Source organism: Nostoc sp. DedQUE02 (genome assembly GCF_034531035.1).
GTDB lineage: Bacteria > Cyanobacteriota > Cyanobacteriia > Cyanobacteriales > Nostocaceae > Nostoc.
Genome location: NZ_JAVRBY020000031.1, coordinates 68,247 through 84,728, shown reverse-complemented (window position 1 = coordinate 84,728; position 16,482 = coordinate 68,247). Strand labels below are relative to the sequence as shown.

The following is a 16,482-nucleotide window of genomic DNA, read 5'->3' as shown; positions in this document are numbered from 1 at the left end:
TTCTGAGTCCGCCACTTCTTAATAGTATTTCTGTACTATGAAGGCGCGATCGCACTGTGCCAGTTGCGTAAGTCCTGTTGCCCTTGCTAAGACTCCTCACCTTACCCCGTACTTTGCCCTTGTCTGCATCTTCGATGAAGATATTTTTTTGGATGCGGTATTAGATAACGTAGTAATGGAATGCGAATCTAATTTTGCCGATGTCTATGAGTGCAACGATGCTCTGAGTACTGCTTTAGCAATTGTTCAAGATGCTGGCTTACATCAAGCTTTACAACAACTTAAAGACCTACTTCCCGATCCAGAACAAAGTAAAGAAAGGATTCAGACATGGTGGCAAACAAGTTATCCTGCTTGGATAGAACAGTTAAAAACTGCGATCGCCAAGCATCGAAACATTGAGCATCATTGGCACTTCAGCCCACAGCAAGAACAAGTATTACAACAATATTACGATGCCAATCAGTTGCTAATCGATTGCCTTAATAGCAACTGTGAGATCACAGACGTTGTGCGCCAGGAGATTGAAGCCAGTTTGTTGTTGCCGATAAAAGAACTCTCCAAGCGAGAATGGCAGGGATTGTGATGAGGCAGGGGGAGCAGAGGGAGAGAGGAGATATAGCGGTTTGCAGTTGAGTCCAATACAGACCTAACCCCCAACCCCTTCCCTACGAGGGAAGGGGAGTAAGATTCAAAGCCTCTCTCCTTGTAGGAGAGAGGAATGGAAGTGAGGTCAAAACTGTACTTTACCCAAGCGAGAACTGCTGCTATATATTTTAGAATGCAACAATAAGTCTTTGATATTCATTAACGAGGCTTAGAACTCCATTAATGAGCCTTTGATATTCATTAACGAGGCTCGGAACTCCATTAATGAGTCTTTGATATTCATTAATGAGTCTTTGATATTCATTAATGAGGCTCGGAACTTCATTAATGAGTCTTTGATATTCATTAATGAGGCTCGGAACTTCATTAATGAGCCTTTGATATTCATTAATGAGCCTTTGATATTCATTAATGAGTCTTTGATATTCATTAGACTCTTGCAAAAATCCTTGAATCAACCCTCCCCAACCCTCCCCGATGTGTTGGGACTACGGTGTACACATAAGTCTGAAATAGCTGGTGAACCAGGGTTTTACCCCACCCTAACTTTACCCTTATAAGGGCAAGCCACTGCGTTCGACGGGTTTCCGGGCTTGAAGGAAGTGGCGTGAGGGAACTAGATTTCTGTTTCCCCCCCAATATATCGCTACGGTGTACACACAAGTCCTAAAAACTTTGACTTTCGTCGTTCCCAGTCTCCGACTGGGAATGCATTCATTAAGCTTTTCTTTGTGAGGCTGTGCCAAACCCTTTTCTTCCTGATATTTAAATATGGTTTCAGGCATCTTCATACTAGAAGATGTTTAATTATTTAGAAAACATAGATAACATTAGGCAGCTTTTATTCGCTAAGAAAAGGTATCTATGTTTGGACATGACATTATTGTTATTGGCGCTTCCGCAGGCGGACTCAAAGCACTGGGCGCAATCTTGAGTGCTGTGCCTGCTGACATTGATGCTGTGTTCTTCATTGTTCAGCACCTCCCAGCGAATAAGCCTAGCATTCTCCCGCAAATTCTTACAGATGTAGCCTCTCTCCCAGCATCTCACCCGGTAGATGGAGAGTCAATTCAAACCGGGCGAATCTATGTCGCACCGCCCGATTATCACCTGTTGGTCAACCAAGGCTTGATGCGTGTCGTGCGCGGGCCCGAAGAAAACCGCTTTCGCCCCGCGATCGATGCGTTATTTCGTTCAGCCGCCCGTGCTTATGGTACAAGGGTGGTAGGTGTGATACTTACTGGCTATCTCGATGATGGCACGGTAGGGTTGCAGGCAATCAAGAAACGGGGCGGTGTGGCGATCGTTCAAGATCCGAAGGAAGCAGAATACCCCAGCATGGCAAAGAGCGCTTTACGCTATGTGAAAGTCGATTACTGCCTGCCGCTTGCAAAAATCCCAGACTTGCTAGTGGAGTTGTCAAAAGAACCTGCCGCCAAGGAGCAGGCATACCCTGTTACCGAAGAGATCGAAATTGAATCTAAGATTGCTGAACAGCAGATGAATACGCAAGAGCTTTTGGAGAGTGTAGAAGCGATCGGGACTCGAACGACTTACACTTGCCCTCAATGCAACGGTAGCATCTGGCAAATTCGCAAAGGAGAGCCGCTACGGTTTCGCTGTCACACGGGGCATTCCTTTACGGCTAATGTGTTCCTGGCAGAGCAAACTCAGAATCTTGAAAATGCGCTGTGGTCGGCTGTGCGGGCAATGGAGGAAAAGGTTACATTCTCGCGTCAAATGGCAGAACGGATGAGAAACTACAATTTAACTGGTGCCGCAACAAAATATGAAGATCATGCAATGAATTTGGATAAAGAGGTATCTTTAATTCGAGATATTATTCTTAATGGCTTTGCCACGAAACGAACTATTGCCGCAATAGAGGAAGAACAGCCGGAGTAGCTGGAGGCTGAACGGGAGCAACGCGAAAATGTGAGATCATCGCTTTTTGAAGCAGGGGGAGCAGGGGGAGCAGGGGGAGCAGCACTTCGGCTACGCTCAGTGACCGAGGGGCAGGGGAGCAGGGGGAGAGAAAAAAGAGTATTCGAGCGTCATTACGAATTATCTGTGATTCGTCCACTCAAATTTGCAATCATCAATACCAATTGAGTCAGTTGAATCGGTTTAGCTAGATGCACTTGGAAACCAGCATCAATCGCCCTTTGCCGCTCTTGCTCGGTGACATAAGCACTGATTGCTGCTGCTGGAATTTGTCCCCCAGCTTCAGCCTCAAGCTCTCTAACCTGACGAATTAGCGAGTAACCATCCTCCTCTGGCATCCCAATATCTGCTAGAAGCAGATCATATCTGCCAGGAGATTCCGTTAGAGCCGCGATCGCTTCCCTTGCCGATGTCACAACCACTACTTCTGCCCCGAAATCTTCTAATATCCACTGGATTAAGTCGCGGCTATCCTTTTGATCGTCTACAGCTAAGATGCATAACCCTTCAAGGGTAAGGGATGGATTTTTACCATCTAATGGATCTGGAGTCTCAGATAAAAGGCTCGGCTCTAAATAAGTTGGCGGTGTAATCTCCGGCGGCATTGAGCGCAGAGGCAGCCTGATGATGATTGTGGTTCCTAGTCCTTGGCCTGGACTTTGCGCTTGAACTGTTCCACCGTGAAGTTCGACAATATGACGAACGATTGACAAGCCCAATCCAAGCCCCTGACTCGTTTTGCTAGTGCTGGAATCTCCTTGGCGGAAGCGCTCAAACACATAGGGCAGCAAGTCTGCCGAGATGCCAATTCCTGTGTCGCTGACTCGAATCTCGGCGTGACTATATACAGCTTCGAGCATAACTCCCACTCGCCCATCGGTTGGAGTGAACTTAATCGCGTTAGAAAGTAAATTCCACATAACTTGCTGTAAACGGTCAAAATCTCCGACAACTGTCGCCGAGTTCAACTGTGAAACAATTTGAATACCTTTCACCTCTGCGGAAAATTCGATAGACTCAATGGCGGCATTCACTACTGAGACTAGATCGATGAGACGAGTCTTTAAATGAAGCTTTCCACTCGTAATTCGTGAGAGATCCAGCATATCATCGATTAACTGAGCCTGCACATTAGCACTCCGCTCCACCACTTCCCAGGCACGAGCGACTGCTGAAGAATCTAAATCGCGGGTGCGGACGAGTTGCGCCCAGCCGAGTATAGTATTAAGCGGGTTACGAAGTTCGTGGGACAAGTTCGACAAGAATTCATTTTTAGCTTGGTTGGCATTTTCCGCCTCTTGACGGGCTGACTGCTCCTGTGCCAATAACTTGGTTCGCTCTAACTCAAACTGCTTGCGATCGCTAATATCTTCAATCGCCAGCAAAATCCTTTGGCTCTCTCCCTGTTGAACAATTTTCCAACCATTGAGCAGCATGGTTTTCTCCCCAATCCGCTCAAAACGATGCTCTATTTCTAAGTTTTGAATACTGGTATCGTTAACCAGAATGTCTTCTAGGAGCGGTTGTAGTCCAGGTAGGTTCCACTGACCATTCCCTAGTTCAAAAATCAGAGATTGCGTTGTCTCTGCTGGTAAAAGCTGAAATGTTTCATAAAACGAGCGATTGGCTTTGTTCACTCGGAAATCAGAATCAAGCACGATTAACGGCACTTGTACCGTCTCCACAATCGCTTCAGCGTAATCACGGGCTTGTTCTAAGGTTGCGGTAGCGCGTTTAAGACCATCAATATCTATTAACACCAACACTATTCCGTCAATCTGGTTTTCTGTGGTGCGATAAGGACGGATGCGGAGGTTATACCAATGTCCGCCAAAGGTTTGGACTTCTAATTCTTTGATGCTGAGTGTGTCAAGTACCTCTAAAATTAAAGGTTCTAAATCAGGAATATCTAGATTAGCTCTGATATCGCTTAAAAGTCGTCCAGCATCGGTGGGAATTAAATTGAAAAGCCGTTGCGCCATCGGCGTAAAACGTCGAACCCGTAAGTCCGAAGTCAATATCAAAATGGGAATATTGATACTAGCAAGCAAATTCGTCAGATCGTTGTTAACTTGGTGTAATTCCTGATTTCGAGAGCGAAGTTCTTCATTGGTTGTGTTGAGTTCTTCGTTGGTTGCCTGAATCTCTTCTTTGGCAGTTTCTAGCTCTTCATTGGTGCTTTGCAACTCCTCATTGCTGGAGAGGATTTCTTCATTAGCAACTTTCAGGTCTTGATTGATGTGTTCTTGCTCTTGAATCACCGCTTGCAGATATTCTTGAGTTGCAGCCCTCTCTTGGTTGGCGTTTGCGAGTTCTTGCCTTAACCGAACAATCTCTTGCTCTAGGTAGGACTGCTCCTGGCTCTCAGGATTTACCGGATTGAAGTTGTTAACGACAGGTGCGGCTTCTTCAAATAAAATCAGAAAGTAGAATTCTTCGTTAGCCACAGAATTGAATGGAATCACCTCAAGATTGACGATTCTTGAAAGATCGCCTTCTTCAATTCGTAACCCTTGCTTTTTAACTAGATTTTTTTGCCGTTGTGCTTGATAAATTGCGGCGCGTAGCTCTACGAGCAAGCCTTGGCGCACCATTTTAAATAAGTTGAGACTCGCTTTTCCAGGTACAAGTTTTAGGTAGAGATCGATTTCTCCCCGAAGTTGCAGCACCTCCATCTTGTTGTTGATTACTACACCTACTGGGGCATAGCGATTCAAGATCAGTTGATCGGTTTTTCTATCTAAATCAAACTCCTCTGATTGATTCTCATTGATCGCCTTAGGTTCCTCTATTTTTGCTACTGGATGATTGCTGGTAACGAACGAAAGAATTGGACGATTTGCAGTTAGCTTCTTGGCATAAATTTTATACTTTTTGTCAATCAGAGTAAACAACTCCGAATATTTACCTGTGCTTTCTGAAGTCCCTAGCAGCAGAAAGCCTGTCGGGTTGAGACTGTAATGAAAGATGGGCAGTATCCGTTTTTGCAACGTTTCGTCCAAGTAAATCAGTACATTCCGACAGCTAACTAAATCTAAGTTAGAAAAGGGGGGATCATTGCTCAAGTCTTGTCGGGCAAACACACACAGTTCGCGGACAACTTTGCTAATTTGATATCTACCGCCTTCAATGGCATTAAAGAATCTGCGGCGGCGCTCTGGTGAAACCTCCATCATTTGATTCTCTGGATAAATGCCCGATCTGGCTTTCTCAATCGCTATCTCACTGATGTCTGTGGCAAAAATCTGGATCGACGGTGGGGTTACTTTATCTGACAAAAACTCCAGCAAACAGATGGCAATCGAATACACTTCTTCACCCGTGGAACATCCCGCCACCCAAATCCGAATCGGCAACTCTAATGATTTGTTTTTGGTGATGATGGGAAAGACTCGCTCTTTCAACATTTCAAAGGCTTCGGGATCGCGGAAAAAATAGGTGACGTGGATCAGAATTTCTTCATAGAGGGCCTTGACTTCACCCGGATTATTTTGCAAATACTTGGCATAATCCTCTAACTTTTCTAGTTTATACAACAGCATTCGCCGTTGGATTCGGCGATCAAGCGTATTAGGCTTGTAGTGGCTGAAGTCAACGCTAGTTGCCGATCGCAACAATACAAAAATAGTCCCAAGAGCATCTACCAGTTCGGGCAACTTCTCAACCGCGATCGCTGGCAATGATTCAGAAATAAAAGGATTGCGACTGAGGTTTGCCAGTTCCTCGGCAATTTTTTGAGGCGGCAGAATAAAATCAACATTCCCACCAGCAACAGCAGTATTGGGCATACTATCGAATCTTGCTGTGTCTTCACACTGAGCAAAAGTCACGCCTCCGGCTGCTTTGATTGCCTTTAGCCCTAGTGAACCGTCTCCATCAGATCCAGATAAAACCACTGCGATCGCTTTGTGCTTTCGATCTGCTGCCAACGAACTAAAAAACGCATCAGCAGGCATATATTTACCCTGAATTTTCTCTCGCGGCGTGAGTTGCAACACTCCATTAGATAAGATCATCTTTGTGTTAGGCGGAATAACGTAGACCTTGTTAGGTTCTACACTCATGCCGTCTTGCACTTCAATGACGGGCATTTGAGTTTCTCTTGCCAGAATCTCGCTCAACAGACTTTTGTGGTTAGGGTCTAAGTGTTGAATCAGCACAAATGCCATCCCTGTATCGGGAAGCAAATATTTGAGCAACTCTGTAAACGCCTCTAATCCACCCGCAGAGGCGGCAATGCCAACAATGGGAAATAAAGCAGCTGCAATCTGTTGCTGCTCTACGTCGAACGCATCATTAGCGGTAGGTTCAGATACAGGTTGCTCAAAGGGTTGATCGGATGTCATAGGATAAAAGTTAGCACTGCAATGGTTTAGCAGAACAGATTTATACTTTAAGTCAGTTTACTTACTTGCTTTGTATTTAATAATAGTTTAAATACAAAAAAATAAACAATCTAAGAGGATGTCTGAAAACTTTTTGGTGTTGTATTTGAAACTTGTAGATCCCCCTAAATCCCCCGATAAATTGGGGGACTTTGATTCCGGTTCCCCCCTTTTTAAGGGGAGCCAGCGCGGTCTTGGGGGTTTCCCCCATGAGCGACTGGCGTGGGCTAGGGGGGATCAAGCGAAATATTTAATACTTCTCAGACATCCTCTTAGACGATGTTTGAAAAATCTCGTACAGCACATTAAATTTTGACTTATTACCCCCAAAAATTCCCCTGAACAAGGGAACTTTAAGAGATTATTCCCTCTATTTACAAGGGGGGTATTTAGACACTTTAGGTAACAAATATAGCTGTTCACACGCCTTCTAATTTCCCTAAATCCAAGTTAGTGCCGATAAATAATAAGTTAGAAAAAATACAATATTAATGATTTTGCTAATCAAAAGCAAAATTTGAGTTAAAATATACATTTACTCTCCACCTTCATTACCAGAAGATTACAACATTGGCGTGAACAAATTGCAGAAATTGACATGATTATCTACAAGCAGTACTCGTAGCCCTTGAAGAAATGAAGGATGAGTTAGAAATCTATTATTTATATGCATCATAGTTTCAAAATTGAGATTTTATTGAGCTTTGAAATGTCCTTAAGTCGTGAATCTATTGTGTGCTGACTTGAAGTTCAATAAATGTCTAATCAGTCTGACTTTTCACCTTATGTGGAAAAGCTAACGATTGACCTAACCCCCTAACCCTCTTCTCTATGAGGGAAGGGGGAAAATTCAAAGTCTCTCTCCTAAAAGGAAGAGAGAAATACAAAAGAGGTTTTCCAGATACCGTGAAAAGTCAGCTTTATAAGGGGGAATTGAGGGGGGTAATAGGACTTGTGTGTACACCGTAGCTCTTATTAAGGGAGGCTAGACGGGATCGAATTCTATGCAGCTTCATAAAAAATTGGTATTACGCAAGTAAGTTCAGTAATCAAATCGGATTTCTACAGTAGCTTTGATGGCAGCAACTAATATACTAAAGACACTAGTTTTCCTGACCACATTGCCTAAATTAACCTTTTATTTGGGTTACTAAATATAATTTTTGTTAACAAGGTTTACTGTAACATCCTATTGTTAAAGCTCATGTTTAAATAAATGTTTTAATAGCGTATAAGTTGTATAACTTGTATAAAATCACCAATAAATATTTTGATAAAAAATTAAATCATTCCAATGGTCAGTGACTAATGATATCAATATTATGTCTAACGGAGTATAGTTTTTCTATCGTTCAGTAGAAGTCAACACAAAATTTTAATAACTGTACGTGTATGTTGTGCCTGAAGGTGATAAATAGGCTATAAATATAAAGCAGATTGGATAAAAGATATAGCAAATAAACACTGATGAAAACAGGATAGTTTACCAGGCTTTAAACGTATGAACTCATAAATTAAATCAGTCCAAAACTTAATCGTAGCTACTGATAATTAGTCAAACCTAAAAGGCACTATATCAGAAGTATAATCGCTTTAATTATTTTCGACGGACAACATATATATATTTAGTTTTTAGCCTTAACCCAAGCGTATTGCATTACTTCCCTGGAAAAGTCATCATAGAATATTTGGAGATGAACAGTGGTGGAGTTTGATTCTGGTTCCCCCCTCTTTTTAAGCTACGGTGTACACACATCTTTCTAGAAAACCAAAATTGTCGTAGATCCCCCTAAATCCCCCGATAAATTGGGGGACTTTGAGAGTTCTTTGCCCCCCTTTTTAAGGGGGGTTGGGGGGATCAAAAGCTTATGAGGTAACTCTTAAAGACTTGTGTGTACACCGTAGCCTTTTTTTAAGGGGAGCCAGCGCGGTCTCGGGGTTTTTGCAAGTGGAGCGACTGGCGTGAGTTAGGGAGGATCTAAAGTGCCTAAAGTCACAGCGAAACACTTTTCAAACAACCTCTCAGGTATCGTGTTAAGTGCAATGAGTGAGAATCACAAATAAGAAATGGGAACTACGGGAAAATACCACTTTTACAAGACGTGAACACCGATCTAGGCGATCGCCCTCATCTTCTTACAATAACGATATGAAAATAAAAATTTTCCTTTCTTTGGAGTCTAACCTACGGAAAACCGCCGTGGTCTGAGGTCAGCAGTGCTTTACGCTTTTACGATGTCTAATATGGTTCGTTCCTGAAAAAGTCTATGCAACCTACTAATCCTAACCAATTTACAGAAAAAGCCTGGGAAGCGATCGCTCATACCCCGGATATTGTTAAACAATATCAACAACAGCAAATTGAAAGCGAACACCTGATGAAAGCTTTGCTAGAACAAGATGGTCTAGCAACAGGGATTCTCACAAAAGCGGGTGTTAACCTCCAAAAACTGCGCGATCGCACTGAACAATTTTTCCAACGTCAGCCAAAAGTATCCGGTAATAGTACCTCAGTATACTTGGGACGCAGCTTAGATACACTTCTCGATCGGGCAGACGGATATCGCAAAGAGTTTCAAGACGAATATATTTCAATTGAACACTTATTGTTGGCTTACGCTAAAGATGACCGCTTTGGCAAAGCTTTATTCCAAGAGTTTGGTTTAGACGAAGGCAAACTCAAAAATATTATTAAACAAGTTCGGGGGAGCCAAAAAGTGACCGATCAAAATCCAGAAGGCAAATACGAAGCACTGGAAAAATACGGGCGTGACCTTACAGAAGCCGCGCGTAAAGGTCAACTCGATCCAGTGATTGGGCGAGATGATGAGATTCGTCGGACTGTGCAAATTCTTTCTCGCCGTACCAAAAATAATCCTGTGCTAATTGGCGAACCAGGTGTTGGTAAAACTGCGATCGCCGAAGGATTAGCACAGCGCATTATCGCAGGTGATGTACCTCAATCCCTCAAAGACCGCAAGCTAATCGCTTTAGATATGGGTGCTTTGATTGCAGGGGCAAAATTCCGGGGTGAATTTGAAGAACGCCTGAAAGCAGTATTAAAGGAAGTTACCGAATCTGGTGGCAATATTGTTTTATTTATTGATGAAATTCACACCGTTGTCGGCGCTGGTGCAACTCAAGGGGCGATGGATGCTGGTAACTTGTTAAAACCAATGTTGGCGCGGGGCGAATTGCGCTGTATTGGCGCGACAACCCTGGATGAATACCGCAAATATATCGAAAAAGATGCCGCACTAGAAAGACGGTTCCAACAGGTTTATGTCGATCAACCTAGTGTAGAAGATAGTATTTCGATTTTGCGCGGGTTGAGAGAACGTTATGAAAACCACCACGGGGTGAAGATTTCTGATAGTGCTTTAGTTGCCGCCGCCGTATTGTCGAGTCGATATATTAGCGATCGCTTCCTACCAGATAAGGCAATTGACTTGGTAGACGAAGCCGCCGCGAGATTAAAAATGGAGATTACCTCCAAACCAGAAGAACTCGACGAAATCGATCGCAAGATTCTGCAATTGGAAATGGAGAAGCTATCGCTGCAAAAAGAAAGCGATGCTGCTTCTCGCGAACGTTTAGGAAGACTGGAAAAAGAAATTGCCGATCTCAAAGAAGAACAAAAAACTCTAAATACTCAATGGCAGTCTGAAAAAGATATCATTGACAAAATTCAGTCTGTGAAAAAAGAGATTGAACAGGTCAATTTAGAGATTCAGCAAGCAGAACGCGACTACGACCTTAACCGCGCTGCGGAGTTGAAATACGGCACTTTAACCAGTTTGCATCGTCAATTGGAAGCAATAGAAGCTGAATTGGCAAACACTCAAAGAAGTGGTAAATCACTATTAAGAGAAGAAGTCACAGAAGGTGATATTGCTGAAATTATTTCTAAATGGACAGGAATTCCGATCAGCAAGTTAGTGGAATCTGAGAAAGAAAAACTGCTGCATTTAGAAGATGAACTTCACCGCCGAGTAGTTGGACAAGAAGAAGCAGTCACAGCTGTAGCGGATTCAATTCAGCGATCGCGCGCTGGACTGGCCGATCCTAATCGTCCCATCGCTAGCTTTATTTTCCTTGGGCCTACGGGTGTGGGTAAAACCGAGTTGGCGAAAGCACTGGCTCAGTATATGTTCGATAGCGAAGATGCGCTGGTGCGAATCGATATGTCTGAGTACATGGAGAAACACGCCGTCTCTCGTTTAATCGGTGCGCCTCCAGGATACGTAGGTTATGAAGAAGGCGGACAACTTACAGAAGCGATTCGTCGCCGTCCTTACTCAGTGATTCTTTTCGACGAAATCGAGAAAGCACACCCCGATGTCTTTAATATCTTCTTGCAAATTCTCGATGATGGTCGCGTCACTGATGCCCAAGGTCATAAGGTGGATTTCAAGAACGCTATTATCATCATGACTAGCAACATCGGTTCGCAGTACATTCTTGATATCGCTGGGGATAACAGCCACTACGATGAAATGCGCCGTCGAGTCATGGAAGCAATGCGAAATAGCTTCCGTCCAGAGTTCCTGAACCGGATTGATGAAATCATCATCTTCCACGGTTTAGATAAGAGGGAATTGCGGCAAATTGTGCTGTTGCAAGTGGAAAGATTGCGGCAAAGATTGGGCGATCGCAAAATATCTCTCAAACTCTCGGATGCTGCCCTTGACTTTTTAGCAGAAGTAGGGTATGATCCAGTATATGGGGCGCGTCCATTGAAGCGAGCGATTCAGCGAGAGTTAGAAACTCAAATTGCCAAAGCCATCTTGCGCGGCGAATTTAATGACGGCAATACCATCTTTGTAGATGTGCAAAATGAGCGTCTTTCTTTTAGCCGCTTACCTGCTGAAGTATTTACCAGCTAATCATATTATGTCCGCTTGATTACTTATTAAATCCGAAGAACCCCACCCCCAACCCCTCCCTGCGTGCGGGGAACTCGGGGCCCCCTCTGGAGATTAGGGGCAGGGAGACAAAGCACAGCTTCTGAAGGGGTGGGGTTCTTTTATTATGGCTAATTTGGCGGACATGATATCACACCTCATAAGTCACATACAAAACCCGTTTTCTGAAAGAGATCGGGTTTTTTAATTATCTAGGGGAAAATGGGAATCCTAAATTATGTTCATAAAAGTAATTAGGAAAACTCTTTCCAAATCCCCAGTCCCCTAGTCTCTTTATACGAGGTGATAACTAATGATTAGTATAATTACACCAGTTTATAACGGTGAGAAATTTATAGAATCCTGCTTTCAAAATGTCATTAATCAAAATTTTGCAGAAGTCGAGCATATCATTGTTGATGGCGGTTCCAGCGACAAAACAATAAACATTATCAAACATTATGCCAATCAATATCCTCACATCCACTGGATTTCTGAAAAAGACCAGGGACAATCAGATGCATTGAATAAAGGAATTGCTATGGCACAGGGAGCGATTATAGGCATTTTAAACGTTGATGATTTCTATGAGCCAAACCTTCTTAGCCGCATCTTAGAACTATTTAAAACTCTACCAGAACCTAGCTTGATTGTTGGCAATTGTAATACATGGGATCTTCGAGACAAGTTAATTCATATTAATAAACCTAGACGGCTACGGTCAGTTGATTTACTGATGAAAAAGCAAATTAATGATGACGGAATTATTGATGCTGCTTTTCCTGTGAATCCATCGGCTTATTTCTACCACAAATCCTTGCATCAACAGATTGGAGTTTACAAAGTTGAAGAGCATTATGCAATGGATATAGATTTTTTACTTAAAGCAGTTAAAGTAGCTCATGTAAAATATTTTAATGAAACTTGGGGAAATTATAGATATTATCCAGGAACGAAAACTTTTGATGATTCTACAAATGGAACAAGTGAAACGCGAATCCAACAGTTGTTTAAGGATTATGCTAAAACACTCTCCTTTCGAGAGCAATGGGAGATACGTTTGAATCGAATTATGATTTTTATTCCATTAAGATTTTTCTATTTTTATAAGTATCCGCAACGATTACCTCAATCAATTATGACTCGATTCATGAAATCGATTTCGTATTTAAACACTAAATAATAAGTCGTAGGGACACGGTATATAGGAATCCGGTTTGATTACTGAAATCACTTGGCTTAGTAGGCAATAGGCAATAGACTTCTTGGCAAAAGTCGGGAAAAGGGGAAGGTGGGGTCCCAAGAAGGGGAAAGGGAGAAAGGTTTGTTATTTTCCCTTTCCCCTGGTTGGTGAGCTTGCCGAACCATAACCTTTACCCTTTTCCCCTAAGAGTGCAAAAAGCACAAATGCCAAAAGTCTAATAGGCAATAGGATTTCGGAAGATTAAGGTATACCGAATTTTTTTCACGCAATCAAATATGAGTTCTATATATTATTCGTGTCAACTTAAGGGACTTCCAAGTAAAAAACATCCCAAATTTTCTTGTGGGATGCGTTTTCCAACCCGTCTCGTATTTAGGGCGGGCAGGATGCCCACCCCACAAGATGGATAATTTATTTATTGTCAGTTTTCAAACCAACAGCGCCGAAATTTTTTATTGATTTTTACACATAACTTGTCGCATTTTACGCATATTTGCAGGCAGTTCTAAGTTCATTGCTTGTTGAATGAAAATTGATGGAATTGGAATTAAAGGTGTGGCTTGCACAGTATAAGCAAGGATTGTGCCACTACCACAATCATTGAGTTCTAAATTGGCGTTGAAGTCCTCAAAAGTCCCTTTTACCATGCGAAATTGAATTTGCTGCCCCAGAACTTCTACAACGTTGAGGTAAATTTCCACTTGAGCCGTGAAAAAGAAGAAGGCTTTTTGTGCTGCTTGATACAAACGTTTGGCTTCACCTTTATGTACCACCTCACTCTTGGTGATATCGGGAAAATATTGCACCCAGCGAGGATAATCAGTTAATTGCTGCCAAACGTGCGATCGCATCATCGGTAAATACATCCAGGCTGTCACCGCGCCACCTGATGTCTTGTGCGATCGCGTTTCTACTAAAATTTCACCCTGTACCAGCAACTTTTGCTTGTCTTGACTCCAAGCCATATCTGAACCTGCAATAATTGAATCTGATATATAAGACGCAGACATAATGATTTAAGTTACTCCTCAACTCATCCACCTAAATCGAGTTGAAACTACAAGCCATAAAACTTGATTTAGATCCAACCCATTAAATTAGTTCCAGTTTAATACTTATTTTTTCCGGAAACGGTGATTTGTTGCTAATTATTTCAGTCACTTCACTGTAAAAACTGTGTTTCTGATCACAATTAACATAATTAATACTTAAGTGAGTTTTGTCAAAGTAATATTTCTAGATGAAAAACTGCCTTGTTAACAGCTAGAATGGCACAAAGACGATTTAACATCAAGCACCTTACCCGAATCTTTAAATAGTATCTCTTGATTTTTACGTGTTATTTCTGAAGAAACTACAACTTCATGGTAACTTCATATTTTAATTATCAATATTAAGTGTAATGTCTGTTGAGTTGAGAGGAAAATTACGTGAGTAAATCTTCTTTAAATCGTAGATTAATCCAGATTTTCGGTATCCTTCTCGGTATTAGTGTCGCCGTTTGGGTACTCAGAGGTATTGGTATTCTCACTTTTATTCCAGGTGGAATTATTTGGCTATTTCTACTTGGAGCGATCGCCATTGGGATTATCAGTTACGCCCAAAGGACATGGTGGCGTTTTTAGTTATTTGTCATTGGTCATTGGTCATTTGTCTAAGATACAAGAGTTTTTGGTATATACCGTGCCACTCCTGGGCGAAAAAAACTAATGATATCGAACTAATTCAAACCACGTCCCAAGCGATGCCGTTGGGTGGGCGTGGTTTCTCTTGGACTAATGACAAATGACTAGGCCTTTTTGACTCATTGCCAAAAGTATTTAATACTGAAGCAATGCCAACAATTTACGAGGAAAAAGGAACATGGCCAAGTATAGATGTACTGTTTGCAGCTATATATATGACCCAGCACAAGGCGATCCAGATAGCGACATAGCACCGGGAACAGCCTTTGAAGATATCCCAGAAGATTGGTCATGTCCAACTTGTGGTGCGACAAAAGATGACTTTGAACCTTATGAAGAGTGAAAATAACAGCTAGCCTAGAAAGTAGGTGCTGTAAAAGAGACATTTTTGAAATTGTTACCGTTACAAATTGTAGTTATTGGGGGTGGGGCAGCAGGATTTTTTGGCGCGATCGCTTGTGCTAAAGCCAATCCTGATGCCCAAGTTACTTTACTCGAAGCTAGTCGCCAACCCCTAGCGAAAGTGCTAATTTCTGGTGGCGGACGCTGCAACGTAACTCACGCTTGCTTTGACCCTGAAGAGTTAGTGCAAAATTACCCCAGAGGTGCAAAAGCTTTGCGGGGTGCTTTGACTCGGTTTGGGCCTCAAGATACAGTAGCTTGGTTTGCTGCTGGTGGAGTCTATCTCAAAACGGAAGCTGATGGCCGGATGTTTCCTGTCACCAATACTTCAGAAACCATTGTGGAATGTTTGATTAAATCAGTGGCGAAAGCTGGGGTAAAACTCCGTATCGGTACGCATGTAACTTCGGTGAGAACCTCAGCAGATGGGGGTTTTGATGTTCTTCTGAAGTCGGGAGAGACGATTAAATGCGATCGCCTCCTTCTGGCGACCGGTAGCAGCCTTGCAGGTTATAAAATTGTCCGAGAGTTAGGTCATCAAATTGAACCGCCAGTACCCTCATTATTTACCTTCAATATTCTCGATCAAAAGCTACGACAATTGGCTGGAGTTAGCGTTAACCCTGCCCAATTGCGGTTATCTGCGGGCGGAAAATCCCAATTACAACAAACTGGGCCATTACTAATTACTCACTGGGGTTTGAGTGGCCCGGCTGTTTTGAAGCTTTCGGCTTGGGGTGCGAGAGTTCTGCACGAAAGCCGCTATGAAGCCAGATTATTGATTAATTGGCTGCCTAATTTGCACCATGAACAAGTGCGAGAAAAAGTTTTAGCAGTTAAAGATGAATGGGGAAAAAAAGCGATCGCATTGCATCGTGGCGTCGATCTACCTCATCGTCTCTGGCAATATATCATTGCCCGTACAGGCATTACCACAGAAGACCGTTGGGCAGAAATATCGAGTAAAACCTTAAATCAACTGGTGCAAGAACTTACTCAGGGACAATACTTAATTAATGGCAAAGGAGCCTTCAAAGAAGAATTTGTTACCTGTGGCGGTGTCAAGCTCAAAGAAGTCAACTTCAAGACGATGGAAAGTAGGTTAGTTCCTGGTCTTTATTTTGCTGGAGAAATCTTAGATATTGATGGCGTTACCGGTGGGTTTAACTTCCAAAGTGCTTGGACAACCGGTTATTTAGCAGGCGTGGCAATGGCGACTAGCGACTAGTATCGTCATAGGAATTATGACAATTTTAAGATAGTTCGTAGTCATAATTAAAGCCCTTGCTATGAACTCATCAAAATGAATCTCTATCTTACTTACTAGTTATACGTGAGTTCAACTAACC

The 16,482-nt window shown here is 42.5% G+C and carries 9 protein-coding genes; 7 read left to right on the top strand and 2 right to left on the bottom strand.

Annotated elements, in window-relative coordinates:
* Nucleotides 1-175: 175 nt before the first annotated feature.
* Both RMX98_RS22030 and RMX98_RS22025 read left to right on the top strand, forming a co-directional pair.
* Nucleotides 176-586, top strand: coding sequence for an NACHT C-terminal helical domain 2-containing protein (locus RMX98_RS22030; protein WP_409881726.1), 411 nt, complete (start codon nucleotides 176-178; stop codon nucleotides 584-586).
* Between the two features lie 887 nt (nucleotides 587-1,473).
* Nucleotides 1,474-2,514, top strand: a complete 1,041-nt coding sequence (locus RMX98_RS22025) for a chemotaxis protein CheB (RefSeq protein WP_409881424.1) — start codon at nucleotides 1,474-1,476, stop codon at nucleotides 2,512-2,514.
* 152 nt (nucleotides 2,515-2,666) lie between these two features.
* Here the strand turns inward: RMX98_RS22025 and RMX98_RS22020 are convergent, their stop codons facing one another.
* Entirely contained in the window at nucleotides 2,667-6,899 is a 4,233-nt protein-coding gene (locus tag RMX98_RS22020; protein WP_409881426.1) for a CheR family methyltransferase, read from the bottom strand.
* Nucleotides 6,900-9,205: 2,306 nt separating this feature from the next.
* On the opposite strand from RMX98_RS22020, the gene clpB reads away from it, so the two are divergent.
* Entirely contained in the window at nucleotides 9,206-11,824 is a 2,619-nt protein-coding gene (gene clpB, locus RMX98_RS22015) for an ATP-dependent chaperone ClpB (protein ID WP_322679530.1), read from the top strand.
* Nucleotides 11,825-12,155: 331 nt separating this feature from the next.
* Nucleotides 12,156-13,025, top strand: a complete 870-nt coding sequence (locus RMX98_RS22010; RefSeq protein ID WP_322679529.1) for a glycosyltransferase family 2 protein — start codon at nucleotides 12,156-12,158, stop codon at nucleotides 13,023-13,025.
* 473 nt (nucleotides 13,026-13,498) lie between these two features.
* On the opposite strand, the gene RMX98_RS22005 is transcribed toward RMX98_RS22010, so the two are convergent.
* On the bottom strand, nucleotides 13,499-14,056 hold the full coding sequence (locus RMX98_RS22005; protein WP_322679528.1) for an SRPBCC family protein: 558 nt from the start codon (nucleotides 14,054-14,056) through the stop codon (nucleotides 13,499-13,501).
* Nucleotides 14,057-14,476: 420 nt separating this feature from the next.
* Between RMX98_RS22005 and RMX98_RS22000 the strand changes: the two genes are divergently transcribed.
* The 3 genes from RMX98_RS22000 (at nucleotide 14,477) to RMX98_RS21990 (ending at nucleotide 16,361) form a co-directional block, all read left to right on the top strand.
* On the top strand, nucleotides 14,477-14,671 hold the full coding sequence (locus RMX98_RS22000) for a hypothetical protein (protein WP_322679527.1): 195 nt from the start codon (nucleotides 14,477-14,479) through the stop codon (nucleotides 14,669-14,671).
* Between the two features lie 238 nt (nucleotides 14,672-14,909).
* Nucleotides 14,910-15,074 (top strand): rubredoxin, encoded by a 165-nt coding sequence (gene rd / locus RMX98_RS21995; protein WP_322679526.1) that lies wholly within the window; start codon nucleotides 14,910-14,912, stop codon nucleotides 15,072-15,074.
* 51 nt (nucleotides 15,075-15,125) lie between these two features.
* Nucleotides 15,126-16,361, top strand: coding sequence for an NAD(P)/FAD-dependent oxidoreductase (locus RMX98_RS21990; protein WP_322679535.1), 1,236 nt, complete (start codon nucleotides 15,126-15,128; stop codon nucleotides 16,359-16,361).
* Nucleotides 16,362-16,482 lie beyond the last annotated feature (121 nt).

Bases quoted from the DNA above. Each gene is read 5' to 3' on its own strand.
- clpB (WP_322679530.1), top strand. From the start codon at position 9,206: ATGCAACCTACTAATCCTAACCAATTTACAGAAAAAGCCTGGGAAGCG.
- RMX98_RS22030 (WP_409881726.1), top strand. From the start codon at position 176: ATGGAATGCGAATCTAATTTTGCCGATGTCTATGAGTGCAACGATGCT.
- RMX98_RS22025 (WP_409881424.1), top strand. From the start codon at position 1,474: ATGTTTGGACATGACATTATTGTTATTGGCGCTTCCGCAGGCGGACTC.
- RMX98_RS22020 (WP_409881426.1), bottom strand. From the start codon at position 6,899: ATGACATCCGATCAACCCTTTGAGCAACCTGTATCTGAACCTACCGCT.
- RMX98_RS22005 (WP_322679528.1), bottom strand. From the start codon at position 14,056: ATGTCTGCGTCTTATATATCAGATTCAATTATTGCAGGTTCAGATATG.
- rd (WP_322679526.1), top strand. From the start codon at position 14,910: ATGGCCAAGTATAGATGTACTGTTTGCAGCTATATATATGACCCAGCA.
- RMX98_RS22010 (WP_322679529.1), top strand. From the start codon at position 12,156: ATGATTAGTATAATTACACCAGTTTATAACGGTGAGAAATTTATAGAA.